The following is a 25,740-nucleotide window of genomic DNA, read 5'->3' as shown; positions in this document are numbered from 1 at the left end:
TTCTACATTCTCCAATCGATTAATGATTCTATAGCATCTAAATCAAATACAGGAATGCCCAGTTCATTTGAAATAGCCAATCTTTCTGAAAAGGAATCATCAATGAATATTGACGCTTTCTCATTATCCATAAATTCAGATTTATTATCCTCTTTTGTTAATCTAATAATCTTATCAAATAAATTTATATCAATTTTCAATCCTTTTAACGTTTCATCAATATCTTTAATGTGTTTTGTAATCAGAATTATCTCCTTGCCTTCATTAACACATTGATATAAAAACATCATAAGATAAGTGTTAATTTTGCCTTTGACAAATACCGTGTCATCAAAATCAAGATAAACTCTATCATAATCAATTTCATACTTAAAACGATTAGTCAATGCCCTATCTATTGTTAATCTATTTTTATTTGCAATTATGCTTACATCTACACCCAAATGAACATATAATGTCAATAATGGGAAGTTGATTCCAGTATTTCTATGCAATGCCATTGTTCCGGCGATTCTTGGAGCGATTTCCAATAGTTTATACTGATTTTCCCTATCTTTTTTGAGCTGGAAAAACCATGCTCCGTCAAAGGTCAATTTCGAATTGATTGTTTTTGCAATCTCCCGTACAGTTTCTTCCGTTTCAATTGTTATTGCATTAACACTAATTCCATCTTTAACACGGATTCTTTCTCTCATTTCACAATATAACAATTCACCTTTAGCTGAAAAACAATCAATAGTGTATTCATCATTTGGCAAGTATTCCACGGCTATCAAGCCAGGATTTTCAAAGAAATGATGCCTTAGGTCATCTACACTATTTGCAATTGCAACTCCTTTTGCCCCTTGGCCAACATCAGGCTTTAAAAATATTGGAAACTCGCCTTCAGCGATGGATTCAACATAACTCAAGTCATCGAAACTGTCTTTTGAGATATCATACACTTTAGGTATAAAATCACAGCCTTTAAAATACTTGTAAGTTTTGCTTTTTGACCTGCAAATATCACAGGTTTCATCATTTGAGACAACCACATGAGCATTTAAGTCATTCTTAAGTTCAGCGAGCTTTAAAACAACATCATCATGAGAAGGATATATCAAATCAATATCATATTCCTCAATGATATTGTTTAAGCAATCCAACAAGTTATCATCATCAATGAAAGGAATATCTGGAATATAATTTTCATATACAAATTTTCCATGATCATCTACACTGGAACCACCGAACAGCTTAAAATCCTTACTGTATTTTAAAGCATTGTGAATTTCTAAACCTATTTCGGAACCGCAAGGGAATACTAAAACGTTTTTCATAATATCATTAATTATTCAAAATTATCATTTACTTCTTTGAGATATATTGCCTCATTTTCCATGATTTCATGGATTTCTGGATATTTTCTAAGTCTTCCCATTCTTTGGTGGAATGTCAAGACCCTAGGAACTTTCCAGTAGTCTCCATAATAATTTTTCAAGTAATAATCTTTATCTTTTGGACCTGGGAACTCATATTTTCCAAACTTAACTCTTTTAAATGGTTGAATTCCATCAGTATTGAAAACTTGAAGCTTGTTTAATCTATTTGGACCTGCTGAACCTTCAACACCATTCAACATGAAAGGTGTTTGTTCTCTTGTTAAATTCAAGCTTTCATAAACTTTAGCAATGGATGCCTCATAATCACCATTACTGTCCACCAAATCATGATAGTATTGAAGTCTGACATCTTCATATAACTGACCAAAGTCTTCTCCATTATAATCTTTCATGTAATCAAATGGGAAAACATCCAATGCAGTTAAGTCAATACCCTTTTTAAGGTCACTATAGTAGAATAATTGTAAAAATGAAGTTGCCCCTTCTACAAAAGCGTTTCTTTGTCTGAAATTAATTTTGATTTTATTGTCCAAATTATTTCTTTCAAGTTCTTCAGGAAGAACGTCGACAAATTTGTCATAATAGCTCCTCATCATTCCGGAATCCATATCATCATCCCATGGAATAAAGCCATCATGCCTGATTGCTCCCAAAAATGTTCCTCCTCTCATCCACCATTCCAAATCATATTTCTTACATATATTATCCATGAATCTTAATAATTCCAAAGATAAATTTCTGAAATTTTGAAGTAATGGGGAAGGAGTCAAATCATAATCCAAAAATAATGTATTTAGAAGCCTATTTGTTGAGTTATTTTCTTTTTCAAGTCTTTCGACCTTTTTATTCAGTTTATCAATTTGCTTTTTATAATGCTGAACTGAACCACTACTGTTTAATATTTTATTTCCAATCTTCTGTTTGATATCCATCGAAACACCTTATTTAAAAATTTTTTCAATAATCCTTTTAGCGGAATCACCTTTACATAAACTACAGAATCTTTCGTAGAATTCATCGTATTTTTCACTATATTCTCTTGAAACCTCATCTATATTTCTGATAATATTTATTAATTCATCATTATCCTTTATAAGTGGTCCTGGAAGTTCTTTTTCCATATTTAAATATAAACCACGCACATTTTCAATATAATGATTTAAATCTGGTACAAAGAACAATATTGGCCTTCTTGAATGTGCATAATCAAAGAATACTGAGGAATAATCAGTTATTAAAATGTCAGATAGAACATATAACTCCTGAATATCATCATAACCTGACAAATCTATGGCAAAGTCTTTAAGCTTTTCGTCAATCCTTAAATTTTCAGACACCAAATGATGCATCTTCAATATTACAACATATTCATCAGAAAACTCTTCATATAACCTTTCCAAATCAATTTCTAAGTTAAAGTAATGTTGCCATGATTCATTCTGCTCATCATCCTTCCAGGTTGGAGCGTATAATATTATTTTTTTATTCTCATCAATGCCGAGTTTTGATTTTAAGTCTTTAACAAATTCCGTATTATCCTTAAAGAAAATATCATTGATCGGATAACCATCCTCTAAAACTTCTTTTTCATATTTAAATGCTCGTTTAAATATTTCTGTAGAATAAGGATTGGATGAAATTAAATAATCCCAATTTCTAGATTCATTGTAGAAATTCTCTCTTCCTTGAACTTCAGGACCCGGAATTGTAATGTCATATCCTAATTTTTTAAGAGGAGTACCGTGCCAAGTCTGTAAATATACATTTCCCGGCCGTTTTGTGTGAATCGGAAAAATTATATTGTTAATCCAATATTTTGATAATGCAAGATATTTGTAATAATCCCCCGGTTCAAACCTATCAACAATGATAGGATTTCCAGGAATAACATCCTTATCATCTCCAGAATATGCCCAAACAAAAGTATATTCCTTATCCATTCCCATTTCAAGCATTGTTTCATACAGATATTTTGGATTGCCGGCATATGACTTTCCAAAAAAGCTTTCAAAGAAAATCATCTTTTCATTTAACTTATTTTTAGAAGCATTGGTATAGATAGTTCTTCCACATGCAATTGTATATGACCTCATCCATGCAGATTCTGTTGTAATCCATAACGCTAATGAATGTTTATTTTCAGTTGCATAATATGAGTATACCATGTCTCCATCATTAATTTTAATTAAAAATCTATCTTCATCATTTTCAAAATATTTAAATGTTGACAAGTCAATAATAGATTGATAATAAATATCATCATCATAAATTCTTATAAAGAAATCCATTCTCAAGTCTAAAATTCTTTCAGAAGAACTTTTTATATCGTCAATGATTCCTTCAAATTCATATTGCCTACTATTTGATTCATTAACATTAAAATTTAAGTCAAATACATTGCTTTGACTATCACGACGATGATTTGCGATAATTGTGACTTTATCTATGCTGTTTATATCCTCATTTAATAAAGAAAAAGTACCCTTAATTAAAATTTTATTATCCTCTATAACTTTCAGTTCGGTTATTGAATAATCAAAATCAATATCCTTTATTCTAATAGATAAATTCCCAAAATTTGTTCTATAAGAAATTAAAACAAGATTATTTTCATAAGAAATTGCTTTGAAAAATTGATTATGAGAAGTGAAGAAAACTCTTTTTTTAAAAAAGATATTATTCATTTTAACTTTAAAATAAACATCTAATATACCTTTTTGAGTCATATCCATTAATTCTGAAACTGAAAAAATTGCAGTAGATGATTTAATGGGTCTGACAACTCTTTTTCCACTTGACCTATGTTTAATTTCAATGAATGAATTAGGCATGACTCTTTTATGAGTTTTAATAATTATTTCATCACCATTTAATTCCATATCCACTGTAGGTCGATAATAGTAACCAGCATATTTATTAATAAATTTTTTTGCTAGATTTTTACCTTTACTTTTAAAATTCATTAAAACACCAAAATCATTTTAATTCAGCTTCAATTATTTTACAGATCATTTCAACATCATCAACAGTTAAATCTAAATATAATGGAAGTGAAAGAATTGTATCACTAATATCTTTAGCAATTGGAGTATTTTTATCAAAATTATATGCAGGAAACTCATTACATGGAGGGTAGAAATATCTCTTAGGAAAAACATTGTATTCCGGCAATTTTTCAAACAAATGAGTTTTTTCATCCAAAGAATTCAATTTAATTGTAAAATATGCATAATTATATTTCACATTTTCCTTAGGTCTTAAGACTTTAACTTTACCCTGATTTTCAAGGCCGGATAAACATTCCAAGTATTTTTCGTAAATGACTTTTCTTTTTGCGATTGAATCGCTAACATAATCAAGATTAATCAAGCCCATTGCCGCTTCAAACTCATTCATTTTAGCATTAACTCCTAAAAATTGTACTTCCTCATTATCAGGGGTAATTCCAAAGTTTTTTAGGGCCTTGAATTTATAAGTCAGGTCATCATCACTAAAAATCAATGCTCCTCCTTCAATTGTATTGAATACTTTGGTTGCATGGAAACTGAACATGCTGATATCACCATAAGCTGCAATTGGATTATTATCAATTGTAACTCCAAATGCATGAGCAGCATCATAAATTACCTTTAAATCATGTTTTTTAGCTATCTTTTCAATTTTATCAACATCACAGGGATTTCCAAAAACATGAACTGGAATAATTGCTGAAGTTTCATCAGTTATCAAATCTTCGATATTATCGGGATTCAAATTATAATATTCAGGGTCCACGTCTGCAAAAACAGGTGTCAATCCATTATTTATTATTGCCTGAGTGGTGGATGCAAAAGTAAAAGGAGTGGTAATGACTTCACCAGTTAAATCCAATGCTTTTATAGCCATCTCCAAAGCGTTATGGCCATTAACAAACAACTCAATATTGTCCACACTTAAAAATTCTTTTAGTTTAGCTTGAAACTCACGTTCTAAAGGACCGTTATTTGTTATCCACTTATTGTCCCAGATTTCCTTTAATTTTTTTTCATATTCTTCGATAGGAGGCAATAATGGTCTGGTAACCAATATCGGTTCGTTAAATTTTAAATCACTCATAAAATCCCTACGTTAAAATTGATAAATATAACTATTATATAGATAATCTGTTTTTTATAATATTAATACTTAAAGAAAAATAGTATTATTTTACACCGATTACATCTTTTAAATACGGAACTCTATAACAAATCGCCATTATAGCCCATGAAATAAAAAATGTTGTGAAAAACAATAGTATAATGAATGGTATGAAACTTAAATCATGCTTAAAATACCTATAGAAAATTTCCATAATAACCCTATGAATCAAATATATTCCATAGCTGTACATTGCAATGGAAAAAATCGCCTTTCTAAATAATCCATCAGGATTATATAAAAAGTTCGGGCGGAAATTGAATTTGGAGAAATTTTTAAACAACAGGAATATTCCAATGCTTAAAACCACATTCATAATAGACCAGCGGTCCATTAAAATCGTATGCTTTGCATCTGAAAAGAGATACATGTAAACTGCTGCAAGTAAAAAACCTATTATGCAAATTAGTAAAGCCCAATATGGACTGTTGAATACTTTTCGTTTGGTGTTAGCAAAATAATATCCTGCAACAATCAAACCAATCGGACCTGAAAAATAAGTTAATTGTATTGGAAACTCTTTGAATAATGTAAAGTCAAATATGCATGTAACCAACCAGAGAACCAGGAAATATTCCAACTCTTCCAACTTTGAATTAAGAATCCATTTATTGACAATAGGCATTATCAGATAAACCCCAAAAATCATCCAGAAAAACCAGTAAGGAGTAAATCCAGTGTTATCAGCCATGTATGAATGATATAGATAATGAATGAAATTATTTAAATTATACGGGTCAATCGTATGGACAAAAGTAAAATAATAAGAGAATGCCACAATGAACAAACTTAATACAAATCCCCAGAACAGAAACGGTATTGTAATACGGGGAAGTCTCTTTTTAAGAAATGATTTGATATCCCAAACACGACCAAGAGACAATGCTCCTGATAACATCAAGAATAAAGGTACACCTACTCTAAAAGTGATCCTAAAAAACATGAAATGAGCCATTTCCCGGAGGGGATGGCTGCATATCCCGGTGCAGTCATGAACCTGGTACTGTTAAATATGTGGATTATTACAACTGCAATGATTGCAAATGCTCTTAGAGCATCCAAATAAAATATTCTTTTTGATCTATTTTGTGTCATATTTCCAATAACTTATTTTAAATCAGTTAGGGACGCTCCCCTTTCCTGATGTAACAATTCTCTGATTCTTGTTGATGAAATACCTTTGGTGTATGGGAAATAGATAATTTTGATATTGTTTTTTTCAAATTCCACTTCATAATTTTTCCATTTTTCTGTTCCATACCAGTCATCACCAACAAATAAGTAGGAAGCTCCCAGTTTTTTACACATTTCCAGTTTATCCATATTATCCTGTGGAACAACAGCATCAACGTATCTGCATGCCCTAACCATTTCAATACGTTCTTCATATGGTATGAATGCCTTTTTATTTTTATATGAAACCAATTCATCAACAGTAACGCCAACAATTAACTTGTCGCACATTCCTTTTGCATTTTTTAATAAGTTTAAATGTCCAATATGAAATAAATCATATACACCAGCAGTATATCCTATAATCATATTATTCCTCATAAAATTAAATTAATTATATAGTATTTAGTTATTCATTAGTTTTATAGTTATGTAAGAATTTTTAAAAACTCTTCAATAGCGTCCCCATTATACTCTTCATAATCTGATTTTTGAGGTTTGACCTTGCCCTCAACAAAATCAGACATTCCTTTTAACAGGCCTTCCCGTGAATTTTCAACCAAATATCCTCCATAAGAGCCCATGCTTTTAGTTGCTTCAATATCTGTTGCAACAATAGGAATATCTAAGGTGTCAGCTTCCATAATGACCATCGGCCACCCCTCATGGAAAGATGACAAGATAAACAAATCACATCTGGCCAAGATAGGCATTGGATTTGAGATATTTTTGATTAATGTGATGTTTTTTCCACACTCGACAGAATCAACCAGTCTGCAAGTTTCATCAAATGAGACACCATATCCTCCAACAATTATCAATTGGGAATCAGGATACTTCCTGCAAAAATCATTGAAAGCCTTAATCAATCTTTTATGGCCCTTTTCTGGTGAAAACCTGCCGATTGTGATAAATTTGTATGCATCCTTCGATAAGACCTCATGAATGTCATTATTATATACGAATGTATTTTCGTTAAGCTCAATTTCTTTTTTGGAGTTTTCCTTAATTGTTTTATAGTCATTCAAATTATGGACAACAGAAACATTATCCTTTCGTCCGCTGATTTTGCTTGTTGGCTCAATCAAACCTGGTGAAACCACACAAACATGATCCGCATTTGAATACGCTTCCTTTAAAATATTGAGGTTCTGATTTCCTTTGCATTTTGCCTCCTGAACCATGTCATTGTGAACCCAAACGGATGAATTTAAGCCTGATGATGTAAACATCAATGTCTCATCATGATTATATCCGTCAAAATCGATTACGGCGTCGAACTTGACTGTTCCGAACTGCTTTTCAAAAGATCTTTTAAACAATTTGTGAAGACTTTCCGGACAGTCAATTTCATCTTTTGAGAGATAAAAATTGTTATAATCCAGTTTCTCCTTAACAGTTGGTGTCAAATTAAATCTAATAGGTAAAACTTCAACATTTTCAGGAATCAGCTCGAAAATCTCCTCATGGTTTTCCACAATATTCTCTTCCCATTGTTTGAATGTTATGAAAAAGTTATATCTTGTCCGGTCAATACAGTTAAGCAAATTGAAAAGAGATGAAGCAATTCCAAACTTATACAACGCTCCAGCAAAGATCAAAATGTTGGGATTATCATTTTCAATAGTCTTTTCACTGCAAACCTTCTCATCTAAAAAGATATGTCTGCAGATGTTTTGAACGGCATTTGGATTGTCATACTGGCAGAATTTATCCAAAAATCCTGAATCATCATAATCCTTAGGAGAATTCAATTCATTTACCAATTCATCAATTGTCTGCACTTTAGGAAATGGCAAATCAGACAATGGGAAATAGAATCCTCTATATGAGCAGTAATCCTCTTCATCATAATTAAACAAGATGATTTTACGTCGAGTATTTGCAAAATCAAAAAATACAGAGGAATAATCAGTTATCAATACATCAGCCAAATTAACGATGTCATATATTTCATAACCATGAGGAAATGCTTTAATGTGTTTGAATTTTTCAAAATCGATTTCTGCCTCGTTTAAAACATGCAATTTAGCGAATAATATCTGGCCATCATTCAATTTTGCATCAAGCTGAAAGAGATAATTTTCAACATCACTCTTTTGACCCTCATTGTCACGGTCCATCAGAATTCCCCTGAATGTAGGCATATAAATAAATATCTCCTTATCCTCCAAATCCAATAGACTTTTTAAATCATTTGGGTCCTTAAAGAAAATAGAATTGCGGGGATAGCCTTCAAGCAATATCTTTCCAGGAAAAATCTTTTCAATCATATAGGAATTAAGCATCTTATCCATCATAAAATCATTTGGATATAACAGATAATCACTTGAAAGAAAAGGATGCTGCACATTGCCTATTCTGTGTTCTTCAGCAACATTGTCCTTTCCCATTACTTTCAATGGAGTTCCATGCCATGTATTTACAAAAATCTGACCTTCCCTTTTGACATATTTCGGCCTAATGCCAGAATCCGTAAAAATATATTTTGCCTTTTCCAGGGTTTTTGTAGCCACCGCTTCCTTAGTGATGATTTTATCAATTTTTAAGTTATAATTTTTCTGGTATGCCTTTATTTTATCTACTACCTGCGGCTTTGCATGAACATGGATTTTTAAATCGCCATATTTTCCACTGGACAACTCTTCAACTATCCTGAATATATTTCCAGTGAAATCAAGCCCGTCACGGGATTCCAAATAAACCAAATTATCGTCAATATCCTCATCATAATAATTATTATAAATCATGGAATTGACAGCACAATCTTTAAGATTACGTAATTTAGATTTAAACCCCATGTTATCACAAAAAAATGGTATTAGTAACCGTAACCATCGTCGATTACTAATTCATCTACACCATGGTAAGCCTTATTAAATAAAGTTCCATTATAATTAGTATGAATTGTATAATTTCCGTTGTTATATGTTGATAGAACAATTGATGCTTCGCCTGAATCATCAGTCACAACATCATAATTATTTCCCCAACCTGAATCGTCTAAAATCTTAATGTGAACCTGTTCGCCAGGATAAACATTTCTATACTCATCAGTCAACACTATCTGAACCATATCGCCATTCTTCAAAGAAGAGTTACTAATCACATCTACTTTTGTATTGTGAGAATTTGATTGGATAAAGAAAAATCCCCCAATAACAATTATCAGAATTATAATCACTAAAGTAATAATAGTTTTTGAGTTCATACACACACCTAATCATTGTGAACCAGTAGCACGTCCACATCACTGTTTTTAAGTACCTTTTCCGCTACGCTGCCAAGTACAAATCTGTGAATTCCACTTTTACCTGATGCAGAGATAATAATTAAATCAACACCTTCTTTTTCCGCCACATCATGAATTACTTCGGCCGGAAAACCTGTGAGGACCATTTTTGTAACGTTCATATCCTCATCAAATTTAGATGCCATATTATCTACAAATTTTTGAGCATCCTTTTTAAGTTTTTCATTAACTTTTTTAACCTTTCTTCGGGATTGAAAAGCGCTAGAGGTCAATCTACCTGCAACAGACAAAACAATTACTTCACCATCTTCAGCAATTAGCTTTTCTACTCTTTCAACTTCCTGATCTGCATAGGTTGAACCATCTGTAGGTAATAATATTTTTTTATACATTTGCTTGCACCTTTATTATGTAACTGTATTTATGTATTTCATAGTTAATAATATTTTAGTGAAATGAAATATTTTGTAAAAAGAATGTGAATTCTAGAATAATTTTAAAAAATAAAAAAAAGAAGATTATAAAAGAGCTTTTATAGCTTCTTTTACATCACTTAAGTCTTCAGTTGGCTCGAATCTGCGAACCACATTGCCTTCACGGTCAACTAAAAACTTTGTGAAATTCCATTTGATGTCATTGTTGTCTTTGTAATGTCTGTCCCTCATCTTAACAACAAGTTTCAGTTTTCCAGCGCCTTTGCCTGTTAAGCCAACAAAAGGCTGTTCATTCTTAAGATATTCAAATAATGGAGATGCATCTTCACCATTAACATCAACCTTTTCAAAGATTGTATATGGAACTAACCATTTGGATCGGCAAACTTCAGTGATTTCTTCAGTTGTTCCAGGTGCCTGACCTCCGAATTGATTGCATGGAAAATCCAGGATTTCAAAACCTTGTTCATTGAATTCAGCGTATATTTCGTTTAATTCTGTGTATTGTGGTGTGAATCCACATTTTGTTGCTGAGTTTACTATTAAAAGTACCTTATCTTTGTATTGTGATAGTGAAACTGTATTTCCATCACCGTCTTTTACTTCAAAATCATATACTGACATAAAATGCCTCCTTGAAATTAAATTTACATTGAATCTATTTAAAGTTATTGTAAAAAAAACTATTAATTAGCAAAAATAAATTATAATATATGACAAGGCAGGAAAAAATCATTAAAACCAGTGTAATAGGAATAGTAGTTAACCTAATTCTAGTTGCATTTAAGGCATTTGTTGGAATCGTGACAAATTCAATTGCAATTACATTAGATGCAGTCAATAACCTAACTGATGCGCTATCTTCCATCATTACAATAATTGGTGTGAAACTTGCCAATAAACCCCGTGATAAAGATCACCCTTATGGTTATGGGCGTATCGAATACATTTCATCAGCAATTATTGCAGCAATCGTTTTATGGGCGGGCATAACCGCTTTTATGGAATCATGGCCAAAAATTTTTACCCCTGATGCTACAAACTACACTACTGTTTCACTTATAATCATTGCAGTCGCAATAGTTGTGAAACTTGCATTAGGCCAATATGTAAAACGTGTTGGCGAAAATATAAATTCACAAGCACTTGTAGCTTCCGGAAGCGATGCCCTTTTTGATTCAATACTATCACTGTCAACCTTGGTTGCAGCGATAATCTCTATATTTTTCCACATTTCACTTGAAGGAATTCTGGGAGTCATCATATCCATTGTAATCATTAAAGCAAGTATTGATATGATTAAGGAAACAGCAAACAGCATAATCGGCTTAAGAATCGATTCAGAATTATCTAAAAAAATCAAAAATTCAATATGCGAAATGCCTGAAGTTCATGGAGCCTATGACTTGAGTTTGCATAATTACGGACCTGAAAAGATGTCCGGATCTGTACACATTGAAGTTTATGATACGCTAACTGCATTAGATATCCATAAACTAACAAGAGCATTGCAACTAAAAATTTATAATGAATTTGGTATTATCCTTACTGTAGGAATCTATGCAAGAAATGACAAATATGAAAATGTTCGCAACTACTTAGAGGAAATCATAAGCAAATATGAAGAAATACTTGAAATTCACGGATTCATAGTTATTGAAGAACAAAATCTCGTAATGTTTGACATCATCATGGAATTTGGTGCTGATAGAGAAAAGATTGAAAACGAAATACAAGAAAAACTCAAATCAAAATATCCTCAGTTCAATTATGAAATGATTGATGACTATGATGTGAGTGATTAATATATACTAGTTTAGACAAACATTATATTAAGGTGATAAAATATGGAAAAAAATAACATTATTTTAATTGCTATTGCAATTCTAGTGGTTGCACTTTTAGCAGTTGGAATTTATATTGTCACCACTAACAGTGAAGCTCCAGTAAATAACGTTACTGTTGCAAACGTTACCAAAAATACAACCACTAATGACACACCTAATGTCATTATGATTGATAAAAACGGTAACGCTACAAATGATACTGTTGTTGGAGATAATTCACCAAGAAACGACACAAAGACCAACAACACAACTGCAAGAGTATATAATCCTCAAACCGATTCATATGTAACTGTAGTCGGCGAAGGTTATGACGTTGAAGTTGACAGATGGTACACATTCGATACAGATGGTGTAAGATACTACAATACAAGAATTAAATAATTTTAATTCTTTCTTTTTTTTATTTTATAAAAACTGCATTTGTCAAATTGTCCCTATATGTTGTCTCATCCCTCAGAGATTCAATGTGATGAATAACATTCAATTTCAAATCCTCTAATTTTATGCGGACTTCGATGTCATTGAAATCCACCTGAAACTGGAACACGTATTTCACATGCATATCATAGTCATATATTATCCAATTAGGTCCATTAATGTCCAAAAATTGAATTGACCACATATCCATGATTTTGGTGATTTGTGATGTTACCTTCTCAACATCAAAGTCTTCATCTAGAAAGATTTCCTTCATTGATACAGATCCTCAGATTCATTTTGAGGAGCAAAATTAAGCTCTATTTCCTCACGATTGAAAATGCCGAATGTGGTGATTTCGCTTTTGCGGATGGTTAATGCCTGACCAGAATTATTATCTTCAATTGATATCAAACTGACATTAAGCCATTCATCATCCTCAGACAAGTAAGCGCAAGGTTCAAATAACTGGAATTTAGTAATAATTGTTAAAAGTAAGTCATTAATATCTGCAGTGCTACCGGTGTGTTCCTGATTTAGGTTTAAAATTTTGTCTTTTACATTCATAAATCTAGTTTTGTTGTCAAAATATAAGTCATTTTCTAAACTATTTTATCAACATCCACCACCTATCGATGCCAAAATCTAGAAATTGTTATTCCTCATGAATGGAGATTAGTCTGCCAATGTTTGAAGCGGCAACTTCACATCCCTCATTTAAAATCAGCCAAATGGCCTTAATAAACCCTTCCTCATTTAGAATTTGGCAGTTTTCCAATTCTAAAGCCCTGTAATTTGGCCTATCCAAAACGTCCTCTAAAAACTGTTCTTTTATTTCTTCACGCATTTCTTTATCAATCAGGGATTCCAATATTTCCTTAATGGATATTGCAAAAGTATTTCCAATTGATTTTGTAATTTCAATTTCATCTTTTGTCATTTCCCCGTCCATTCTTTGTTCAATTTGAGTAAATGAAGAGTAATCCTGAAATCCGAAAATTGTAAATCGTCCCTCAACGTTATGGGCTGTGTATTCATCAATCAATTGGGTGAAATGAGTATAGGACAGTATAAATGTAACTAATGATTCAATGAGGGAATTTCGAGTGGCATCTAATAACTTGCAAAGAATATGAATCAGGATTTCCTGGATTAAAAAATGAGACAATTCATGAATCATGGTAGTTATTTGAAGGGATTTTGTTTGTCTGTCATCAATGGAAATGGTATCTGATTCAAAATAACCTAACTGGGCACCGGATGACTTGTATTCAACTTTTACAAAGGATTTTGTAAACAATATTATTTTTTCAAGGATATCGAGACCCTCAAAGTCTATCTTATTTTCCTTAACCAAATTATCAAAATTAACAAAAGCCTGGGATTTGATATCATGCAGGATAGTCGAATAATCATCGATTGTAAATTCAAATTCATTAATTCTTATGAGATTGTTCCTCTCTAACAATTCCTCAAATGAAACGTAATCATTTTGCCCATTGAATATGAATCGGGGATTTGATTCTATATCTCCAACATCAATCTTATCGGAAAATTCTTTAAGACGAACCAAACAGTCAAGGCATATAATTTCGCTCTTAGGATATCTGCGACCGCATTCAGGGCAATATTTGGAAAGAATTCCTCTATCAGAAGGAGATTTTAAAACATGCTTATCCTCTTCAAATTCATCTGAACTATAATCATAATCCAATTGATGGATAACATTCGCATCAATATGAGATTCCAGGTGTGACTTTTTATCAAATGAAATATCTCTAGAATAACATTTGGAAATTTTTAAAGGCACAAATTCCCTTAAGACCCCTTTGATTAAATTTGATTTTTCAATATCCTCTTGACTATAGCTTGACAGATCATTAATATTTCCGGTCATGAAAATCCCCACAGTTTGATAATATTTTTAATTTGATTACTTAAAAATTTTTCAGAAAACCCAATTAATTAGAAAACTTTAATTTATAATGAAATATATATAATTAAATTAATGAAAACAATAGCTATTGGTGTTGGTGAAAACGAAAATATCATACAAGCATGTCATATTTTCAAAGAAAAACACCCAAAAACGGATATAAGACTAATATATAGTGACGATGACTTGATAAAAGCTGTCTTAGATGATAATATCGATGCAGTGGTTCGTGGATCACTTCCTGCCTCCAATATTATGCAATATCTCAAGAAACATTACCCGAATCTGTCAAGGGCAACATACGTTAATGGAAATGGACACGAGTTTCTATTGTCCCCTGTTGGAATTGATGAAGGTAATACTATCGATGAAAAATATGAAATCGTGCTGAACTGTATTGATTTTCTCAAAAAAGTAGGTAAAAAACCTAAAATTGCAGTTTTAGCTGAAGGAAGGGAAGATGACTTCGGAAGAGGCGGCGAAGTATCAAATTCAATAATCGACAGCAAAAAATTAACAAAACTGATTCAGGAAAACACATCAGAAGAAGTCGAAAATTGCTTCATTCTAATAGAAAAAGCGATAAACAGCAAAGCCAACATTATTATCGCTCCAAACGGACGAGTGGGAAACATGATTTTTAGGACACTTGTTCTGGTCAGTTCATGGCCAAGTCACGGAGCTGTAACATTCGGTATAGATAAGATTTACATTGACACAAGTCGAGACCAAAGCATTGATGGATATGTCCGTAGTTTAATATTAGCTGATGAATTATCAAAATAAGTGATGAATATGTCAGAAAACATACTTTATAGATTATATGAATGGTATATTACTCGTGATTTAAAGCCTGAAAAAATGCCAAAACATGTTGCTATAATTATGGATGGAAACAGAAGATACTCCAAGCTTCAAGGAAATATGGATGTTGTCAAAGGACACGAAATAGGTGTTGATACCTTAGAAAAGGTTCTTGACTGGAGTATAGAACTTGGAATTGAAATTATTACCGTTTATGCATTTTCAACAGAAAACTTCAATAGACCTCCCCACGAGGTTGAAGGATTGATGAACCTATTTGTTACAAACTTCAAAAGGTTAGTGGACCACGAAAAGATACACAGAAACGAAGTGAAGGTAAAGGTAGTCGGCAGAACCGAGCTGATACCTGAAAGCGTGCGTGATGCAATAAAAGAAGCAGAGGATGCAACTGCACATTACGATAAAAGATTATTTAATATAGCTATTGGTTATGATGGACGTTTGGAAATCATAGATTCATTTAAAAAGATTATTGAACAGGTTCAAGCTGGAGAAATCACAGTTGATGATGTGGACGAAGAGCTTGTAAGCAAAAACCTTTATACTGAAGGCCTTGCAGACCCTAATCTAATTATCCGTACCAGCGGGGAAGAGCGTCTGAGCGGATTTTTACTCTGGCAATCATCCTATTCCGAGCTGTATTTCTGTGAAACTCTATGGCCGGAACTTAGAAAAGTTGATTTTATAAGGGCCATAAGGTCATATCAAGAGCGTGAACGCAGATTTGGAGTTTAAACAATGATTGATACCCATTGCCACATTGACTTTAAGGACTTTGACAGCGACCGTGAGGACGTCATCAAAAGAGCCCAGGAAAAACTTGACCATGTAATCGTTTCCGGATACAGCAATGACAGCAACATGGATGTCCTGCAGCTTTCCAAAGATTATGAAGGATTTATCTATCCTACTTTTGGATTTCACCCAGTAAGCTCACAAAACGCCACCGAATCAGACATCAAAACAACCCATGAGAATATTGATAAATATCTTGACGACATTGTAGCGATTGGCGAAGTCGGAATGGATTACTTTTACGTTACAGACAAGGCATTGCGTGAAAGACAGCAAGAAATATTCAGAGGATTTCTGGAGCTTGCCAATGAATATAAGGTACCTATTGTCATGCATGTGAGAGATTGTGAGAAAAAGGCAGTCAACATAATTCCCGAATACGAAGACATTCCCTATTTTGTTTTTCATTGCTATGGAGGCAGCCTTAAGACCGCCAAAAAAATCATGAACATGGATAATTGTGTAATGAGCTTTTCCACAATGCTGTGCTATTCACAGCACCATCAGGACCTTATTGAAAAGATAGATCTTGACTATGTCCTAACCGAAACCGACAGCCCATACCTGGCAATGACAAAAGAAGAGAGAAATGAACCTGTAAATGTTGTAAATGCTGTTTACAAAATTGCAGAGATAAAAGACATGGATGTTGAGGCTGTTGATGAGATTACCACCAGAAATGCCCGTAAAATTTTCAAAATCTAATAATGAAGCGTGAAAATCAGATTAATCAGAACATCCTTATTTTCTTTAACCGCTTCTATTTCCAATTCAAATTCATCCAAATCATTTTTAACAAGATTAATTAAATGATAATCCAAAAGAGAATCATTCAAATAGACAATGAATTGATTCCTATCTATTTTCACTGACCTTCGGCAAAATAACTTAAAAGCATAGAGATAGTACTCCAATCTAAATATCAGATCTTCCTTATCGCCATTTCCGTTGATGAAATACTCCTTTAAGTCTTTTTGAAGTATTTTTCCCTCATCACCTACGTCCGCCTTGAATGTTTCCATTTCAATCAAATCATTCATCAATTGCTGTTTTTCTTCTTCATTATACATTTAATCACTTAATTTGAATTTCAATTTTAAAATATTATATGAATTAGGTAAAAATGTGATTGTAAACTTGTCAAATGAGTCATCCAAATCACGCAATAGGTTAAATTCCAAATCATCAGGGATGACATACAATATGAATGAATCCTCAGTTATTTCAACCCCTAACTCTTCAAAGATTGGAATATTCAGCTCTGAAATGAATAGATACTTGTAAACAATCAGCTCATAGTCATTTACTTCCTTTTTGGATTTAATTATATCAACTAACTCATCCTGCAGTTTGGATGCAATTGCTTTAAAAGTCATGTTAAAACCGCCTGAACACACTTAACTTGTGTGACTTGTCATGATACTTGTTTGGGTCCTGCAAGCTGTCAAAGGTGCTGTCGGGCATGAATTGGCTGCACGTATCGCCAGGATTTGTGTGGCCGTTTCCCAAACGGCAAACCACACTCTGAGCGGAGCCATCCAATTGGGTGACAGTTTGCCAGTACTTGCAGTTAAGGCATATCCTGTCATAGCTAACCTCTGAAATGTTAATGTCATCAGGATACATTAGTCACCTACAGCAGGTCCCTTTCGGCAAATACCTCTTTAGCGGCCATCACTGCATTGATTGCCTTTGGAAAACCACAATAGGCACTCATCTGCATCATGATTTCAACAATCTCTGTAGGAGTATTTCCAACATTCAATGCCGCATTGATATGTTCCTTAAGCTGGGGAATTGTTCCAAGAGCAGTCAATGCTGAAACTGTGCAGATTTCACGGGTCTTCAAGTCAACCTCATCACGAGTATATATTTCAGAATAAGGATATTCTATGACAAATCTGGACAAATCCGGAGCGATATCATCGAGTTCCTTAAAGATTTCTTCAACTGACTTATTTTGAATGCCCTCTAAGCATTTTTTACCTTTTTCATATCTGTTCATAATTAATAGTATATCCCTAAATCCATTTAACATTAGCGGTTGTATAGACATAATGGGGAGAAAATACCGGATTGTACAATTTATTCGTTGAAGCGGTACTGTTAAAGCTTACTGCAATTGATTTTCTCAAATTATAGTTTATCCTATCACCAATGGAAACCAATTCGGAATTGCTGAAACGTTGTGATGTTTTGGCATATACCTTGAACTGTATTTTCTTTTTATCATAGTTTATGTCATGACCCAACTCCTCATAAGAAACATTAACAATTTTAACTGAATACGGATACAGCAAGCTTGTCTTTGATGCTGAATAATCACGAAATGTGTCTTCAGGATAAATTGCACATGATGAAGTTGCAAGACCCTCATTTGCACCGCTTCGAGCTGCACTCATCGCAACATTCAATTCCTGCTCATTTGCTACAAAAACTATTGACAGCATGACCACCAATATCAAAACTCCAAACAGGAATAGGAATTCCGCTGAAATCTGTCCCTTGTCATCCATCATGATATAACAACCCCCTCAGAGGTTTTTGTTACCATATAACTCCTTCCGCTTACAAGTTTATATTTGGAGTCCATATTTGCAAGCATCATCAATGTCTCCCCTTTTTTATCGCCATATTCCATCGTCAGTTTGTTCTTTTCAACAGTTATCTCAAAATATCCCTTATCGGATGGTAGCTGGACATATTTTGAATATCCTATGCCATTCGAGTTCACCTGACTAATCTGATTGGCCACATCATCCAGAATCAACCTATGCGTTACACTATCTTCAATATTAAAACTTGACGATATTGCTGATGAGGCATAAAATAACACTCCTAAAGCAATAATGATAAGAATAAATAGTGAAAATAAATATTCTATTGAAATAAAACCTTTATTATCCATATTTCTTAATTATCTTAGATATTAATAAACTTTGCTCCAAATCAAAGTCAATTTTGATACCAAATAATTAAATAATAAATAAATTAAACATAATATTATGAAAGGTAAAGTTGTTTTTATTGGTGCAGGACCTGGAGATCCTGATTTAATCACCGTTAAAGGAAGAAATGTAATTGAAAAAGCTGACGTAATCATCTATGCAGGTTCACTTGTCAATAAAAATGTTTTATGTCCTGCAAAAGACGAATGTGTAATTCACAATAGCGCTTATTTGAATTTAGAGGAAACCGATGCAATAATAACCGAAGCGGTTAATGACGGCAAATTGGTTGCCCGTGTACATACCGGCGATCCATCAATTTATGGAGCTATCGGCGAACAGATACGTGAACTGAAAAAGCACGACATTGAATATGAAATCATTCCGGGAGTAAGTTCCCTATTTGGTACTGCCAGTGTTCTTGAAGCTGAGTTAACTTTACCTGAGATTTCACAAAGTGTCATCATTACCCGTCCTGAAGGCAGAACTCCAAAGCCTGATGGTGAAAGCCTTGCAAGCTTTTCAAAGCATCATGCAACCATGTGCATCTTTTTGGGCATAGGAATGATCGATAAAGTTGTTGAAGAATTGCTCGAAGGTTATGAGGAAACCACTCCAGTAGCAGTAGTCAAAAAGGCAACTTGGCCAGACCAGCAAATAATTAGAGGAACCCTCAAGGATATTGCACAAAAAGTTAAAGATGCCAATATTACAAAGACTGCAATGATTGTGGTGGGAGATGTCCTAGACCCTGGCGACTTTAACGCATCCAAGTTATATGACAAGAACTTCAAACATGAATATCGTTAGATTTGGGAATTGATTTTTTATCCCAAAACTTATTTTTTTAAACCGCACCTATTACATTAATATCATCGAAAACATCATAATCGGAAACATAAACCATACATACTTCATCTTTTATTCCGAATACAAATGCACATCCTTCATTTTCAAATTCAAGATAATATCCAGTATAACCATACATTTTTGTCGGTGTTCCACCCAAATTCGCTGCCACCTTTTGGCTGTCTATGCCCGCCCCAGGCGTTCTTGTAACACCAATTTCAATATAATTGTCATCATTGCTCCAACCCATTGCGCTTGATTTTACGTTGGCGTCATAATTGACATCGGTTCTCAGCGGCTCCTTGACATAATCGGAGGGGATTTCAAATTCAACATTGTCAACCTTGACCTTTTGGGTTTGATGGGACAAAATAGTGGCTGATAAAAAAATAGCCAAAATGGCAAAAATAATTATTATAATGATTACGTTCCTGTTTAAGAATCTATTATGTTTATTCGCAACTTTCTCGCCGCAATTAGCACAAAATACTGCATCTTCCTTTAACTTTTCTCCGCATTTACTGCAATATTCGCTCATTTTAAACACCAGTGATGATTGGGTAGTGAAACAAATGTTTAAAAGTTTAACTGTATTTATCCTTGATTTCGTTCATTAATCTCAATTTTTCAAAAGCGACATCTTTTGGAGCCCTTCTTAATCCGCAATCAGGGTCCAAAATCAAATTGTCTTTTCCAACGATTTCAATAGCTTTTAAAACCAATTCATCGACATCAGCGATATCATCAACAGTATTTACAGATGAATCGACACAGCCAAAACCGATTTTTTTATCAGAAACTAAATTGGCATTCTTTTCAAGAACATCGAGATTAACGTTATTTCCTGCAAATTCAAAATCCAGAATATCAACATTGAAATTGGAAATATCTTTAAAAGCATCCTTCAGGATGCCGCAAACATGCATTGCCAATGGTATTTCCAAACCGTCATGCAGTATGCCAATAGCTTCACGAGCGGTTTTCATATCCACCATCCCAGTTGAAAGGAATGGTTCATCGATTTGAATGTAGACCGGTTCTACCTTTTTGGCTATTGCATCAACTTCAAATTTCAAGGAGTGTGCCAAATCAATAATTGCATCTTCCTTGTTTTTATAAAAACTAGATATTCTTGAAGAGTGTACGATGGTATTTGGACCTGTGATTATCCCTTTAACCCCCTTGCCTTCAGGAATACTGCCGTTAAAGTAATCCTTCATGACCTTTTTGGCATATTGCAAGTCTTTAACTGAAATTTCCTGAGTGGGATTCCTGATTTTTGAAATGATTTCAGTATTTCCGTCAACAATCTTCATTCCGGGAATATACTCAGTGAAAATAGAAACCATGTCTCCCCTAACTTGACCATCAGAGATTATATCAACTCCTGCATCAAGCTGAGATATTACACTACTTTTAATAGCCTCTTTAAAAGGATCATATGCACCAAATGCATTCAATAATTTATCTTTAGTTGAAGACGGTTGTTTTACTTCAACTGGAAAGCTTCCGACAACTGTAGATTTCATTTTTTATTACCGGTATCTAATTTTCTGATTTTTTCGACTTCCTCTTCATCGATTGGAAGCTCCACAACTGAAGTTCCATGACAAGGTTTGGTGTAAGGTAAAAAAACAGTTCCTTTCTCATGGTCAAATCCAATTGGTATTGGTGGAATTCCAATAACACGAACGCCTAAAACTTCATCGCCGGGCTTAATGTATACTAAATCATCGGCTTTGAATCTTATAATCATTGCACAATCCTTAAAACCTGCTTTTGAAGCATGGATTTCATAATTATCAGACTGTTGAAGGTAAGTATCTAAACAAAAAGACATTCTATTCAAACTCCTTAATTGCTCTGTCAAATTTAACTTTTATTGGGGAAGGATTATGGAAAGCTCTTACAGCAGCGATTAAAGCATCACTTCCGCTTTCTTCAATCATTGTCACAAATTCCGCTACTTCATCAGCATCTCTTGAAAATACCAATGCTAATGATTTAGTCTGCAATATCTGGTCAAATGTTACGAAAAATGAGGCTGCCGCATCCTTATGAACAAAACCCACTAACAAATCATAATCTCCTTCATTGATATCACCCAAGGTCCTTTCCAAATCTACGATATTAAGATTGTAAAGTCCTTCAGGGTCTGATATCTTTACAAGTTTAGAAGCCGCAGGATTTGCAGCGATAGTTGTGTCATAACCCATTTTTGTTAATTTATTAAAAACATAAACAGCCATTGGAGTCTGAGATGGAGTTTCTGGACATCCAAGTAATACTAAAGCTTTCATAAAATTACCTCTTATGATCTTGTTTTGAGTGAAACTACATTAGCCAAAATCAATGTACCGACAAATATGAATGTTAACAATGCCATACCATTAATTGTCCTGTTGAATACAAATAAACCAATTAATGCCTGTGCACAGAATGAAGCCAATGCTCCTGTCAACAATACTTCTCTTCCAAGGTATTTTTTATTGTTTTTCTCCCTTTTTTCTCTGTACATGTTCAGTACTTTAAATCCGATAAGTATGGTTCCAAGTACAAATGCCATTAATCCTGCAAGTCCCAATATACCAAAGTCAAAACCATATCCGAAGATACCCGGAAGCATATAATCGATTGTATCTTTCTGGTTTACAAGTATACCAAAGAACATCGGGAAAGGAAGACCAAAGAATAAAACGAACTGCATCGGCAAGGTAATATAACCTTCAGCAAAGGCAGTGCCCTCTGCTCCCCAATAGGAAGCTGATGCATTGTGACCAATTAATTGAATATTATGCAATACGGTTTTAATACTTGACAGTGAGTATTGTTCAATCCTGCTGAACCTCAACATAGGTGAGAAAATTGTCATGCCGGTTATCCTTGAGACAGCTTCCAATAGAATGAAACCTACTCCTGCGACACCTAAAAACAATCCAACCCTTTTCATGGTGAATACAGATTTTTCTCTGAATGATTTGGAAATCATCAGATAACCGAAGAATAATCCAATTAACCATAAAATTAAAAAGGATCTGTGCATTAATCCCCCAAATATGGTAATTCCTGCAAGGAACAATATTACAAATCTTCTTAAAGGCCGTATATCAACACCCGATTCCTTCATTACCTTAAGCGATGCCAAAGCCGCAACCGTACCCAAAAGAGCAATCGGCCCGAACGGGTGAGTAAATTCCGCCTGACTTGAAGACAATATCAAAAGAGCAATATCTGCTCCAAAAATCAGTGTAAAACCACCCATAATAAACAAGGATAAAAAGGTTACAACACTTAAAGACAATGGAATTAAGTTCAATGCAAATATCCATGCAACAAATAGCATTATTCCTACTTCAACAATTAATTGTAAGTGGTTTTGAGCAATTAACAACATATTCTAATCACAATTTAATTTATTAAAATATAAAATGGACTGACCGGGATTTGAACCCGGGGCCTCCGCCATGCCAAGGCGACGATCTACCATCTGAGCTACCAGCCCAAAAAATCAATAATTAATATCATATTAATATATGACATTATTACTATAAAAAACTATTTGCCATTTTTGGCCAAATCATATAAATTATCCAAAATCACCTGGAATAAATCATCAGTCTTAATCTCAATTTTTTCATGAGGATTGACAATATACTCCAATGCCTTTTCAATAACGTCATCAGTATCATTAGACCTATACATAAGACCTTTATTCACATAATACTGATCAACAGATAAAGTTTCACCAGGATAACATGAAATAACTGGGGTCTGAAGGATTGCAGCTTCCCTATTCATTGTTCCGCCAGCACCAATTACAAGATTTGATTTTTTAATAATGCTTGAAGTGTCAACTGGAGGCTTTAAAATATGGACGTTTTCAATTCCTTCAAATATTTCAGATTGTTCCTTGAATCTCGGCAATATCAAAATATTTGCCACATTCTTCAACTCGTCAACAATAGGTGACAGGACTGACTTTCTACAGTCCACATCAAGATATGATGCAAGTGAAGGTTCAGGCCTCATCAATATGGTTTTGGAATGTTTTAATTTTAGATTCAAATCATCAAATATATTATCATTGTATTCGAAACTTTTAAAATGCATTAATTCAGAGGTACCGTCATATGGAATGATAGTGTTCGGATCAGCACCAAACTTCATTAATTGCCAGAAATCAATACTGCTTGGGGCAATGATTCTATCACATAAAGGAAGAGTCAATTTATTAGCAGCCAGAGCTTTCTCGTTATCCAAAACATATAAACTTGGAATTCCTAAACCAAATGAGATTCTAGGAAGTTCTATAGAATGCTTGCTAAGGGCGACATCAACCCTTTCATCATGTATAATGTCTACCAGGTTATATACTCTTTGAGTACTCTCCCTCAATTTATCATAAAGACTCACTCCATGTTTTCCAACTGAAATGAAGTCTATATCATACATTTCAAGTAATTTATGAATATCCCCAAATTGTCTTGCTGTAACAATTACATCCTCGCCTTCAGCTTCCAAATATTTGATTACATCTTTAAAAAACCTCACATGCGGAGCATTTGAGATATCAATCCATACTTTCATGTTACCACCTAAATTAATTTAATTAGTTCATAGCTTCTTCAATGACTTGAATAATTTCATCTAATCCAGTGCCTTGTTTAAGGCTTGATTTAATTACTTTAACATTTGGGTTTAATTTTTGAGCATCAGCAACCATCTTATCCGCATCAGCGCCTACTGCATCTGCAAGGTCAACTTTGTTTATCACAACAACATCTGATGTTTGGAAAATGATTGGATGTTTTTCTACAGTATCGTCACCTTCAGTAACACTTACAACGACTATTCTCAAATGGGAACCCAAATCAAAGTCCACAGGACAGATCAGGTTTCCAACATTTTCGATAATCACCATGTCCAAGTCATCCAATGGCAAATCTTCAAGACCATGGCCAACCAAGTGTGCATCCAAGTGACATTCTTTACCGGTGTTCAGGCCCACTACAGGAACATCATGCTTTTCAATACGTCCTGCATCGAATTTGGAAATGACATCCCCTGCCAAAACACCAATCTTATAATCAGTATTATCAATAATCTCTTCAACAAGTGTTGTTTTACCGGAACCGATTGCTCCTACAAAATCAACACAGAATATATCTTTTTCTTCTAAATTTTTTAAGTTCTTATCCGCTAATCTCTTATTAGCATCCATAATATTTTTTGCTACTTCCACATCAGCTACTTGGTGCATTTTTTCACCTCAATTCATTTAAGCATCATCAGGTTTTTCTATAACAATATTTTTAACAACAATGTCCTTACCATTCAAGGTTTCTACATTCAGGCTGTCACATTCAGGACATTTTACAAGTGGAGCATAATGGTCACTATCATCAAGTATGGCCTCGCCATGGAATTTGCAATCGAAACATTCGATTTCTGCAGGAATTTCCTCAAAAACTATTTTTGCATCTTCCATCATAGTATTCTCAATCAGAACACCTAAAATGAACTCCAATTGTTCCGGATTAATCATTGCCAATCTTCCAACTTCAACGGTTACTTCATTAACTTCAGTTGCATTATTTGCTTCGGCAGTTTCGAGAACTGCATTGATAATGCCCTGAGCCATTGATAATTCGTGCATTTTTTTACTCCTCTATAAACATTAATATTTTAAGTTTAGTTTTGTTTAC

At 33.6% G+C, this 25,740-nt stretch carries 33 protein-coding genes and 1 tRNA gene; 7 read left to right on the top strand and 27 right to left on the bottom strand.

What is annotated here, in order from left to right; all coding sequences use genetic code 11:
• Positions 1–2: 2 nt before the first annotated feature.
• The 10 genes from ACJMML_RS07055 to ACJMML_RS07010 all read right to left on the bottom strand — a co-directional run bounded on the left by ACJMML_RS07055 (position 3) and on the right by ACJMML_RS07010 (position 11,042).
• Positions 3–1,319 (bottom strand): ATP-grasp domain-containing protein, encoded by a 1,317-nt coding sequence (locus ACJMML_RS07055; protein WP_405306626.1) that lies wholly within the window; start codon positions 1,317–1,319, stop codon positions 3–5.
• Positions 1,320–1,330: 11 nt separating this feature from the next.
• A complete protein-coding gene (locus ACJMML_RS07050) occupies positions 1,331–2,314 on the bottom strand; it encodes a LicD family protein (protein WP_405306625.1) in 984 nt (327 codons plus the stop codon).
• 9 nt (positions 2,315–2,323) lie between these two features.
• The gene (locus ACJMML_RS07045; RefSeq protein ID WP_405306624.1) at positions 2,324–4,345 is read right to left on the bottom strand and encodes a CDP-glycerol glycerophosphotransferase family protein; all 2,022 of its coding nucleotides are present in this window, start codon (positions 4,343–4,345) and stop codon (positions 2,324–2,326) included.
• Positions 4,346–4,358: 13 nt separating this feature from the next.
• Positions 4,359–5,477: a DegT/DnrJ/EryC1/StrS family aminotransferase gene (locus ACJMML_RS07040; RefSeq protein WP_405306623.1), complete on the bottom strand. Its 1,119-nt coding sequence runs from the start codon at positions 5,475–5,477 to the stop codon at positions 4,359–4,361.
• An 85-nt stretch (positions 5,478–5,562) separates the two neighbouring features.
• Positions 5,563–6,501, bottom strand: coding sequence for an acyltransferase (locus ACJMML_RS07035; RefSeq protein WP_405306622.1), 939 nt, complete (start codon positions 6,499–6,501; stop codon positions 5,563–5,565).
• A 164-nt stretch (positions 6,502–6,665) separates the two neighbouring features.
• Entirely contained in the window at positions 6,666–7,112 is a 447-nt protein-coding gene (locus tag ACJMML_RS07030; RefSeq protein ID WP_405306621.1) for an adenylyltransferase/cytidyltransferase family protein, read from the bottom strand.
• Positions 7,113–7,159: 47 nt separating this feature from the next.
• Positions 7,160–9,532 (bottom strand): CDP-glycerol glycerophosphotransferase family protein, encoded by a 2,373-nt coding sequence (locus ACJMML_RS07025; protein WP_405306620.1) that lies wholly within the window; start codon positions 9,530–9,532, stop codon positions 7,160–7,162.
• Between the two features lie 20 nt (positions 9,533–9,552).
• Complete coding sequence (locus tag ACJMML_RS07020; RefSeq protein WP_405306619.1) at positions 9,553–9,942, bottom strand: hypothetical protein; 390 nt, start codon at positions 9,940–9,942, stop codon at positions 9,553–9,555.
• Between the two features lie 8 nt (positions 9,943–9,950).
• Positions 9,951–10,376, bottom strand: a complete 426-nt coding sequence (locus ACJMML_RS07015) for a universal stress protein (RefSeq protein WP_405306618.1) — start codon at positions 10,374–10,376, stop codon at positions 9,951–9,953.
• Between the two features lie 126 nt (positions 10,377–10,502).
• Positions 10,503–11,042: a glutathione peroxidase gene (locus ACJMML_RS07010; protein ID WP_405306617.1), complete on the bottom strand. Its 540-nt coding sequence runs from the start codon at positions 11,040–11,042 to the stop codon at positions 10,503–10,505.
• 89 nt (positions 11,043–11,131) lie between these two features.
• Here ACJMML_RS07010 and ACJMML_RS07005 point away from each other — a divergent pair, with 89 nt between their 5' ends.
• Together ACJMML_RS07005 and ACJMML_RS07000 are read left to right on the top strand one after the other, a co-directional pair.
• Complete coding sequence (locus tag ACJMML_RS07005) at positions 11,132–12,223, top strand: cation diffusion facilitator family transporter (protein WP_405306616.1); 1,092 nt, start codon at positions 11,132–11,134, stop codon at positions 12,221–12,223.
• Positions 12,224–12,265: 42 nt separating this feature from the next.
• Entirely contained in the window at positions 12,266–12,646 is a 381-nt protein-coding gene (locus ACJMML_RS07000) for a hypothetical protein (protein ID WP_405306615.1), read from the top strand.
• A gap of 19 nt (positions 12,647–12,665) precedes the next feature.
• Here ACJMML_RS07000 and ACJMML_RS06995 read toward each other — a convergent pair whose 3' ends face one another.
• The 3 genes from ACJMML_RS06995 to ACJMML_RS06985 form a co-directional block, all read right to left on the bottom strand.
• Entirely contained in the window at positions 12,666–12,959 is a 294-nt protein-coding gene (locus tag ACJMML_RS06995) for a hypothetical protein (protein WP_405306614.1), read from the bottom strand.
• On the bottom strand, positions 12,956–13,249 hold the full coding sequence (locus ACJMML_RS06990; RefSeq protein ID WP_405306613.1) for a hypothetical protein: 294 nt from the start codon (positions 13,247–13,249) through the stop codon (positions 12,956–12,958). The genes ACJMML_RS06995 and ACJMML_RS06990 overlap by 4 nt, the downstream gene beginning before the upstream one ends.
• Before the next feature lie 88 nt (positions 13,250–13,337).
• Entirely contained in the window at positions 13,338–14,579 is a 1,242-nt protein-coding gene (locus tag ACJMML_RS06985; protein ID WP_405306612.1) for a hypothetical protein, read from the bottom strand.
• Between the two features lie 111 nt (positions 14,580–14,690).
• Between ACJMML_RS06985 and mtxX the strand changes: the two genes are divergently transcribed.
• Genes mtxX through ACJMML_RS06970 form a run of 3 tightly spaced genes read left to right on the top strand, consistent with a single transcriptional unit; the run spans position 14,691 to position 16,943 of the window.
• On the top strand, positions 14,691–15,404 hold the full coding sequence (gene mtxX / locus ACJMML_RS06980; protein WP_405306611.1) for a methanogenesis marker protein Mmp4/MtxX: 714 nt from the start codon (positions 14,691–14,693) through the stop codon (positions 15,402–15,404).
• A gap of 9 nt (positions 15,405–15,413) precedes the next feature.
• On the top strand, positions 15,414–16,178 hold the full coding sequence (uppS, locus tag ACJMML_RS06975; protein ID WP_405306610.1) for a polyprenyl diphosphate synthase: 765 nt from the start codon (positions 15,414–15,416) through the stop codon (positions 16,176–16,178).
• A 3-nt stretch (positions 16,179–16,181) separates the two neighbouring features.
• The gene (locus tag ACJMML_RS06970; RefSeq protein ID WP_405306609.1) at positions 16,182–16,943 is read left to right on the top strand and encodes a TatD family hydrolase; all 762 of its coding nucleotides are present in this window, start codon (positions 16,182–16,184) and stop codon (positions 16,941–16,943) included.
• Here the strand turns inward: ACJMML_RS06970 and ACJMML_RS06965 are convergent.
• Positions 16,940–17,308 (bottom strand): hypothetical protein, encoded by a 369-nt coding sequence (locus ACJMML_RS06965; RefSeq protein WP_405306608.1) that lies wholly within the window; start codon positions 17,306–17,308, stop codon positions 16,940–16,942. The genes ACJMML_RS06970 and ACJMML_RS06965 overlap by 4 nt on opposite strands.
• Positions 17,309–17,614: a hypothetical protein gene (locus ACJMML_RS06960; protein WP_405306607.1), complete on the bottom strand. Its 306-nt coding sequence runs from the start codon at positions 17,612–17,614 to the stop codon at positions 17,309–17,311. It abuts the gene before it with no gap.
• Positions 17,615–17,654: 40 nt separating this feature from the next.
• On the opposite strand from ACJMML_RS06960, the gene ACJMML_RS06955 reads away from it, so the two are divergent.
• A complete protein-coding gene (locus ACJMML_RS06955; RefSeq protein WP_405306606.1) occupies positions 17,655–17,840 on the top strand; it encodes a hypothetical protein in 186 nt (61 codons plus the stop codon).
• 31 nt (positions 17,841–17,871) lie between these two features.
• On the opposite strand, the gene ACJMML_RS06950 is transcribed toward ACJMML_RS06955, so the two are convergent.
• Genes ACJMML_RS06950 through ACJMML_RS06940 form a run of 3 tightly spaced genes read right to left on the bottom strand, consistent with a single transcriptional unit; the run spans position 17,872 to position 19,146 of the window.
• Positions 17,872–18,243 carry a carboxymuconolactone decarboxylase family protein gene (locus ACJMML_RS06950; RefSeq protein WP_405306605.1) on the bottom strand — a complete coding sequence of 124 codons (372 nt, stop codon included), beginning with the start codon at positions 18,241–18,243 and terminating at the stop codon, positions 17,872–17,874.
• 16 nt (positions 18,244–18,259) lie between these two features.
• A complete protein-coding gene (locus ACJMML_RS06945; RefSeq protein ID WP_405306604.1) occupies positions 18,260–18,757 on the bottom strand; it encodes a class III signal peptide-containing protein in 498 nt (165 codons plus the stop codon).
• Positions 18,754–19,146: a hypothetical protein gene (locus tag ACJMML_RS06940; RefSeq protein ID WP_405306603.1), complete on the bottom strand. Its 393-nt coding sequence runs from the start codon at positions 19,144–19,146 to the stop codon at positions 18,754–18,756. The genes ACJMML_RS06945 and ACJMML_RS06940 overlap by 4 nt, the downstream gene beginning before the upstream one ends.
• Before the next feature lie 97 nt (positions 19,147–19,243).
• Between ACJMML_RS06940 and cobM the strand changes: the two genes are divergently transcribed.
• Positions 19,244–19,996 carry a precorrin-4 C(11)-methyltransferase gene (gene cobM / locus ACJMML_RS06935; RefSeq protein WP_405306602.1) on the top strand — a complete coding sequence of 251 codons (753 nt, stop codon included), beginning with the start codon at positions 19,244–19,246 and terminating at the stop codon, positions 19,994–19,996.
• Positions 19,997–20,033: 37 nt separating this feature from the next.
• Here cobM and ACJMML_RS06930 read toward each other — a convergent pair whose 3' ends face one another.
• The 9 genes from ACJMML_RS06930 to hypA form a co-directional block, all read right to left on the bottom strand.
• Positions 20,034–20,573: a zinc ribbon domain-containing protein gene (locus ACJMML_RS06930; protein WP_405306601.1), complete on the bottom strand. Its 540-nt coding sequence runs from the start codon at positions 20,571–20,573 to the stop codon at positions 20,034–20,036.
• A 46-nt stretch (positions 20,574–20,619) separates the two neighbouring features.
• Positions 20,620–21,564 carry a methionine synthase gene (locus ACJMML_RS06925; protein ID WP_405306600.1) on the bottom strand — a complete coding sequence of 315 codons (945 nt, stop codon included), beginning with the start codon at positions 21,562–21,564 and terminating at the stop codon, positions 20,620–20,622.
• Complete coding sequence (locus ACJMML_RS06920; RefSeq protein WP_292603436.1) at positions 21,561–21,875, bottom strand: DUF1894 domain-containing protein; 315 nt, start codon at positions 21,873–21,875, stop codon at positions 21,561–21,563. Before ACJMML_RS06920 ends, ACJMML_RS06925 begins: the two co-directional genes overlap by 4 nt.
• A 1-nt stretch (position 21,876) precedes the next feature.
• Positions 21,877–22,335: a DUF1890 family protein gene (locus ACJMML_RS06915; RefSeq protein WP_405306599.1), complete on the bottom strand. Its 459-nt coding sequence runs from the start codon at positions 22,333–22,335 to the stop codon at positions 21,877–21,879.
• An 11-nt stretch (positions 22,336–22,346) separates the two neighbouring features.
• Complete coding sequence (locus tag ACJMML_RS06910; RefSeq protein ID WP_405306598.1) at positions 22,347–23,429, bottom strand: hypothetical protein; 1,083 nt, start codon at positions 23,427–23,429, stop codon at positions 22,347–22,349.
• A gap of 35 nt (positions 23,430–23,464) precedes the next feature.
• Positions 23,465–23,537, bottom strand: a tRNA-Ala gene (locus tag ACJMML_RS06905).
• Between the two features lie 53 nt (positions 23,538–23,590).
• Entirely contained in the window at positions 23,591–24,622 is a 1,032-nt protein-coding gene (locus ACJMML_RS06900) for a DUF354 domain-containing protein (protein WP_405306597.1), read from the bottom strand.
• Positions 24,623–24,644: 22 nt separating this feature from the next.
• Positions 24,645–25,295, bottom strand: a complete 651-nt coding sequence (gene hypB, locus ACJMML_RS06895) for a hydrogenase nickel incorporation protein HypB (RefSeq protein ID WP_405306596.1) — start codon at positions 25,293–25,295, stop codon at positions 24,645–24,647.
• A gap of 18 nt (positions 25,296–25,313) precedes the next feature.
• Entirely contained in the window at positions 25,314–25,691 is a 378-nt protein-coding gene (hypA, locus tag ACJMML_RS06890; RefSeq protein ID WP_405306595.1) for a hydrogenase maturation nickel metallochaperone HypA, read from the bottom strand.
• Between the last annotated feature and the right edge of the window lie 49 nt (positions 25,692–25,740).

Source organism: Methanobrevibacter sp., assembly GCF_045130115.1.
Lineage (GTDB): Archaea > Methanobacteriota > Methanobacteria > Methanobacteriales > Methanobacteriaceae > Methanocatella.
This window is presented reverse-complemented; position numbering and strand designations above follow the sequence as displayed.

Coding starts and splice junctions, on each gene's coding strand:
- ACJMML_RS07015 (WP_405306618.1), bottom strand. CDS start 10,376: ATGTATAAAAAAATATTATTACCTACAGATGGTTCAACCTATGCAGAT.
- ACJMML_RS06990 (WP_405306613.1), bottom strand. CDS start 13,249: ATGAATGTAAAAGACAAAATTTTAAACCTAAATCAGGAACACACCGGT.
- mtxX (WP_405306611.1), top strand. CDS start 14,691: ATGAAAACAATAGCTATTGGTGTTGGTGAAAACGAAAATATCATACAA.
- ACJMML_RS06960 (WP_405306607.1), bottom strand. CDS start 17,614: ATGACTTTTAAAGCAATTGCATCCAAACTGCAGGATGAGTTAGTTGAT.
- ACJMML_RS07000 (WP_405306615.1), top strand. CDS start 12,266: ATGGAAAAAAATAACATTATTTTAATTGCTATTGCAATTCTAGTGGTT.
- ACJMML_RS06900 (WP_405306597.1), bottom strand. CDS start 24,622: ATGAAAGTATGGATTGATATCTCAAATGCTCCGCATGTGAGGTTTTTT.
- hypB (WP_405306596.1), bottom strand. CDS start 25,295: ATGCACCAAGTAGCTGATGTGGAAGTAGCAAAAAATATTATGGATGCT.
- ACJMML_RS06970 (WP_405306609.1), top strand. CDS start 16,182: ATGATTGATACCCATTGCCACATTGACTTTAAGGACTTTGACAGCGAC.
- ACJMML_RS06985 (WP_405306612.1), bottom strand. CDS start 14,579: ATGACCGGAAATATTAATGATCTGTCAAGCTATAGTCAAGAGGATATT.
- cobM (WP_405306602.1), top strand. CDS start 19,244: ATGAAAGGTAAAGTTGTTTTTATTGGTGCAGGACCTGGAGATCCTGAT.
- ACJMML_RS06915 (WP_405306599.1), bottom strand. CDS start 22,335: ATGAAAGCTTTAGTATTACTTGGATGTCCAGAAACTCCATCTCAGACT.
- hypA (WP_405306595.1), bottom strand. CDS start 25,691: ATGCACGAATTATCAATGGCTCAGGGCATTATCAATGCAGTTCTCGAA.
- ACJMML_RS06910 (WP_405306598.1), bottom strand. CDS start 23,429: ATGTTGTTAATTGCTCAAAACCACTTACAATTAATTGTTGAAGTAGGA.
- ACJMML_RS07035 (WP_405306622.1), bottom strand. CDS start 6,501: ATGTTTTTTAGGATCACTTTTAGAGTAGGTGTACCTTTATTCTTGATG.
- ACJMML_RS06925 (WP_405306600.1), bottom strand. CDS start 21,564: ATGAAATCTACAGTTGTCGGAAGCTTTCCAGTTGAAGTAAAACAACCG.
- ACJMML_RS06955 (WP_405306606.1), top strand. CDS start 17,655: ATGATACTTGTTTGGGTCCTGCAAGCTGTCAAAGGTGCTGTCGGGCAT.
- ACJMML_RS07005 (WP_405306616.1), top strand. CDS start 11,132: ATGACAAGGCAGGAAAAAATCATTAAAACCAGTGTAATAGGAATAGTA.
- ACJMML_RS07050 (WP_405306625.1), bottom strand. CDS start 2,314: ATGGATATCAAACAGAAGATTGGAAATAAAATATTAAACAGTAGTGGT.
- ACJMML_RS07045 (WP_405306624.1), bottom strand. CDS start 4,345: ATGAATTTTAAAAGTAAAGGTAAAAATCTAGCAAAAAAATTTATTAAT.
- ACJMML_RS07025 (WP_405306620.1), bottom strand. CDS start 9,532: ATGGGGTTTAAATCTAAATTACGTAATCTTAAAGATTGTGCTGTCAAT.
- ACJMML_RS06995 (WP_405306614.1), bottom strand. CDS start 12,959: ATGAAGGAAATCTTTCTAGATGAAGACTTTGATGTTGAGAAGGTAACA.
- ACJMML_RS07010 (WP_405306617.1), bottom strand. CDS start 11,042: ATGTCAGTATATGATTTTGAAGTAAAAGACGGTGATGGAAATACAGTT.
- ACJMML_RS06920 (WP_292603436.1), bottom strand. CDS start 21,875: ATGTCTTTTTGTTTAGATACTTACCTTCAACAGTCTGATAATTATGAA.
- ACJMML_RS07040 (WP_405306623.1), bottom strand. CDS start 5,477: ATGAGTGATTTAAAATTTAACGAACCGATATTGGTTACCAGACCATTA.
- ACJMML_RS06945 (WP_405306604.1), bottom strand. CDS start 18,757: ATGATGGATGACAAGGGACAGATTTCAGCGGAATTCCTATTCCTGTTT.
- uppS (WP_405306610.1), top strand. CDS start 15,414: ATGTCAGAAAACATACTTTATAGATTATATGAATGGTATATTACTCGT.
- ACJMML_RS07030 (WP_405306621.1), bottom strand. CDS start 7,112: ATGAGGAATAATATGATTATAGGATATACTGCTGGTGTATATGATTTA.
- ACJMML_RS06965 (WP_405306608.1), bottom strand. CDS start 17,308: ATGTATAATGAAGAAGAAAAACAGCAATTGATGAATGATTTGATTGAA.
- ACJMML_RS07020 (WP_405306619.1), bottom strand. CDS start 9,942: ATGAACTCAAAAACTATTATTACTTTAGTGATTATAATTCTGATAATT.
- ACJMML_RS07055 (WP_405306626.1), bottom strand. CDS start 1,319: ATGAAAAACGTTTTAGTATTCCCTTGCGGTTCCGAAATAGGTTTAGAA.
- ACJMML_RS06950 (WP_405306605.1), bottom strand. CDS start 18,243: ATGAACAGATATGAAAAAGGTAAAAAATGCTTAGAGGGCATTCAAAAT.
- ACJMML_RS06930 (WP_405306601.1), bottom strand. CDS start 20,573: ATGAGCGAATATTGCAGTAAATGCGGAGAAAAGTTAAAGGAAGATGCA.
- ACJMML_RS06940 (WP_405306603.1), bottom strand. CDS start 19,146: ATGGATAATAAAGGTTTTATTTCAATAGAATATTTATTTTCACTATTT.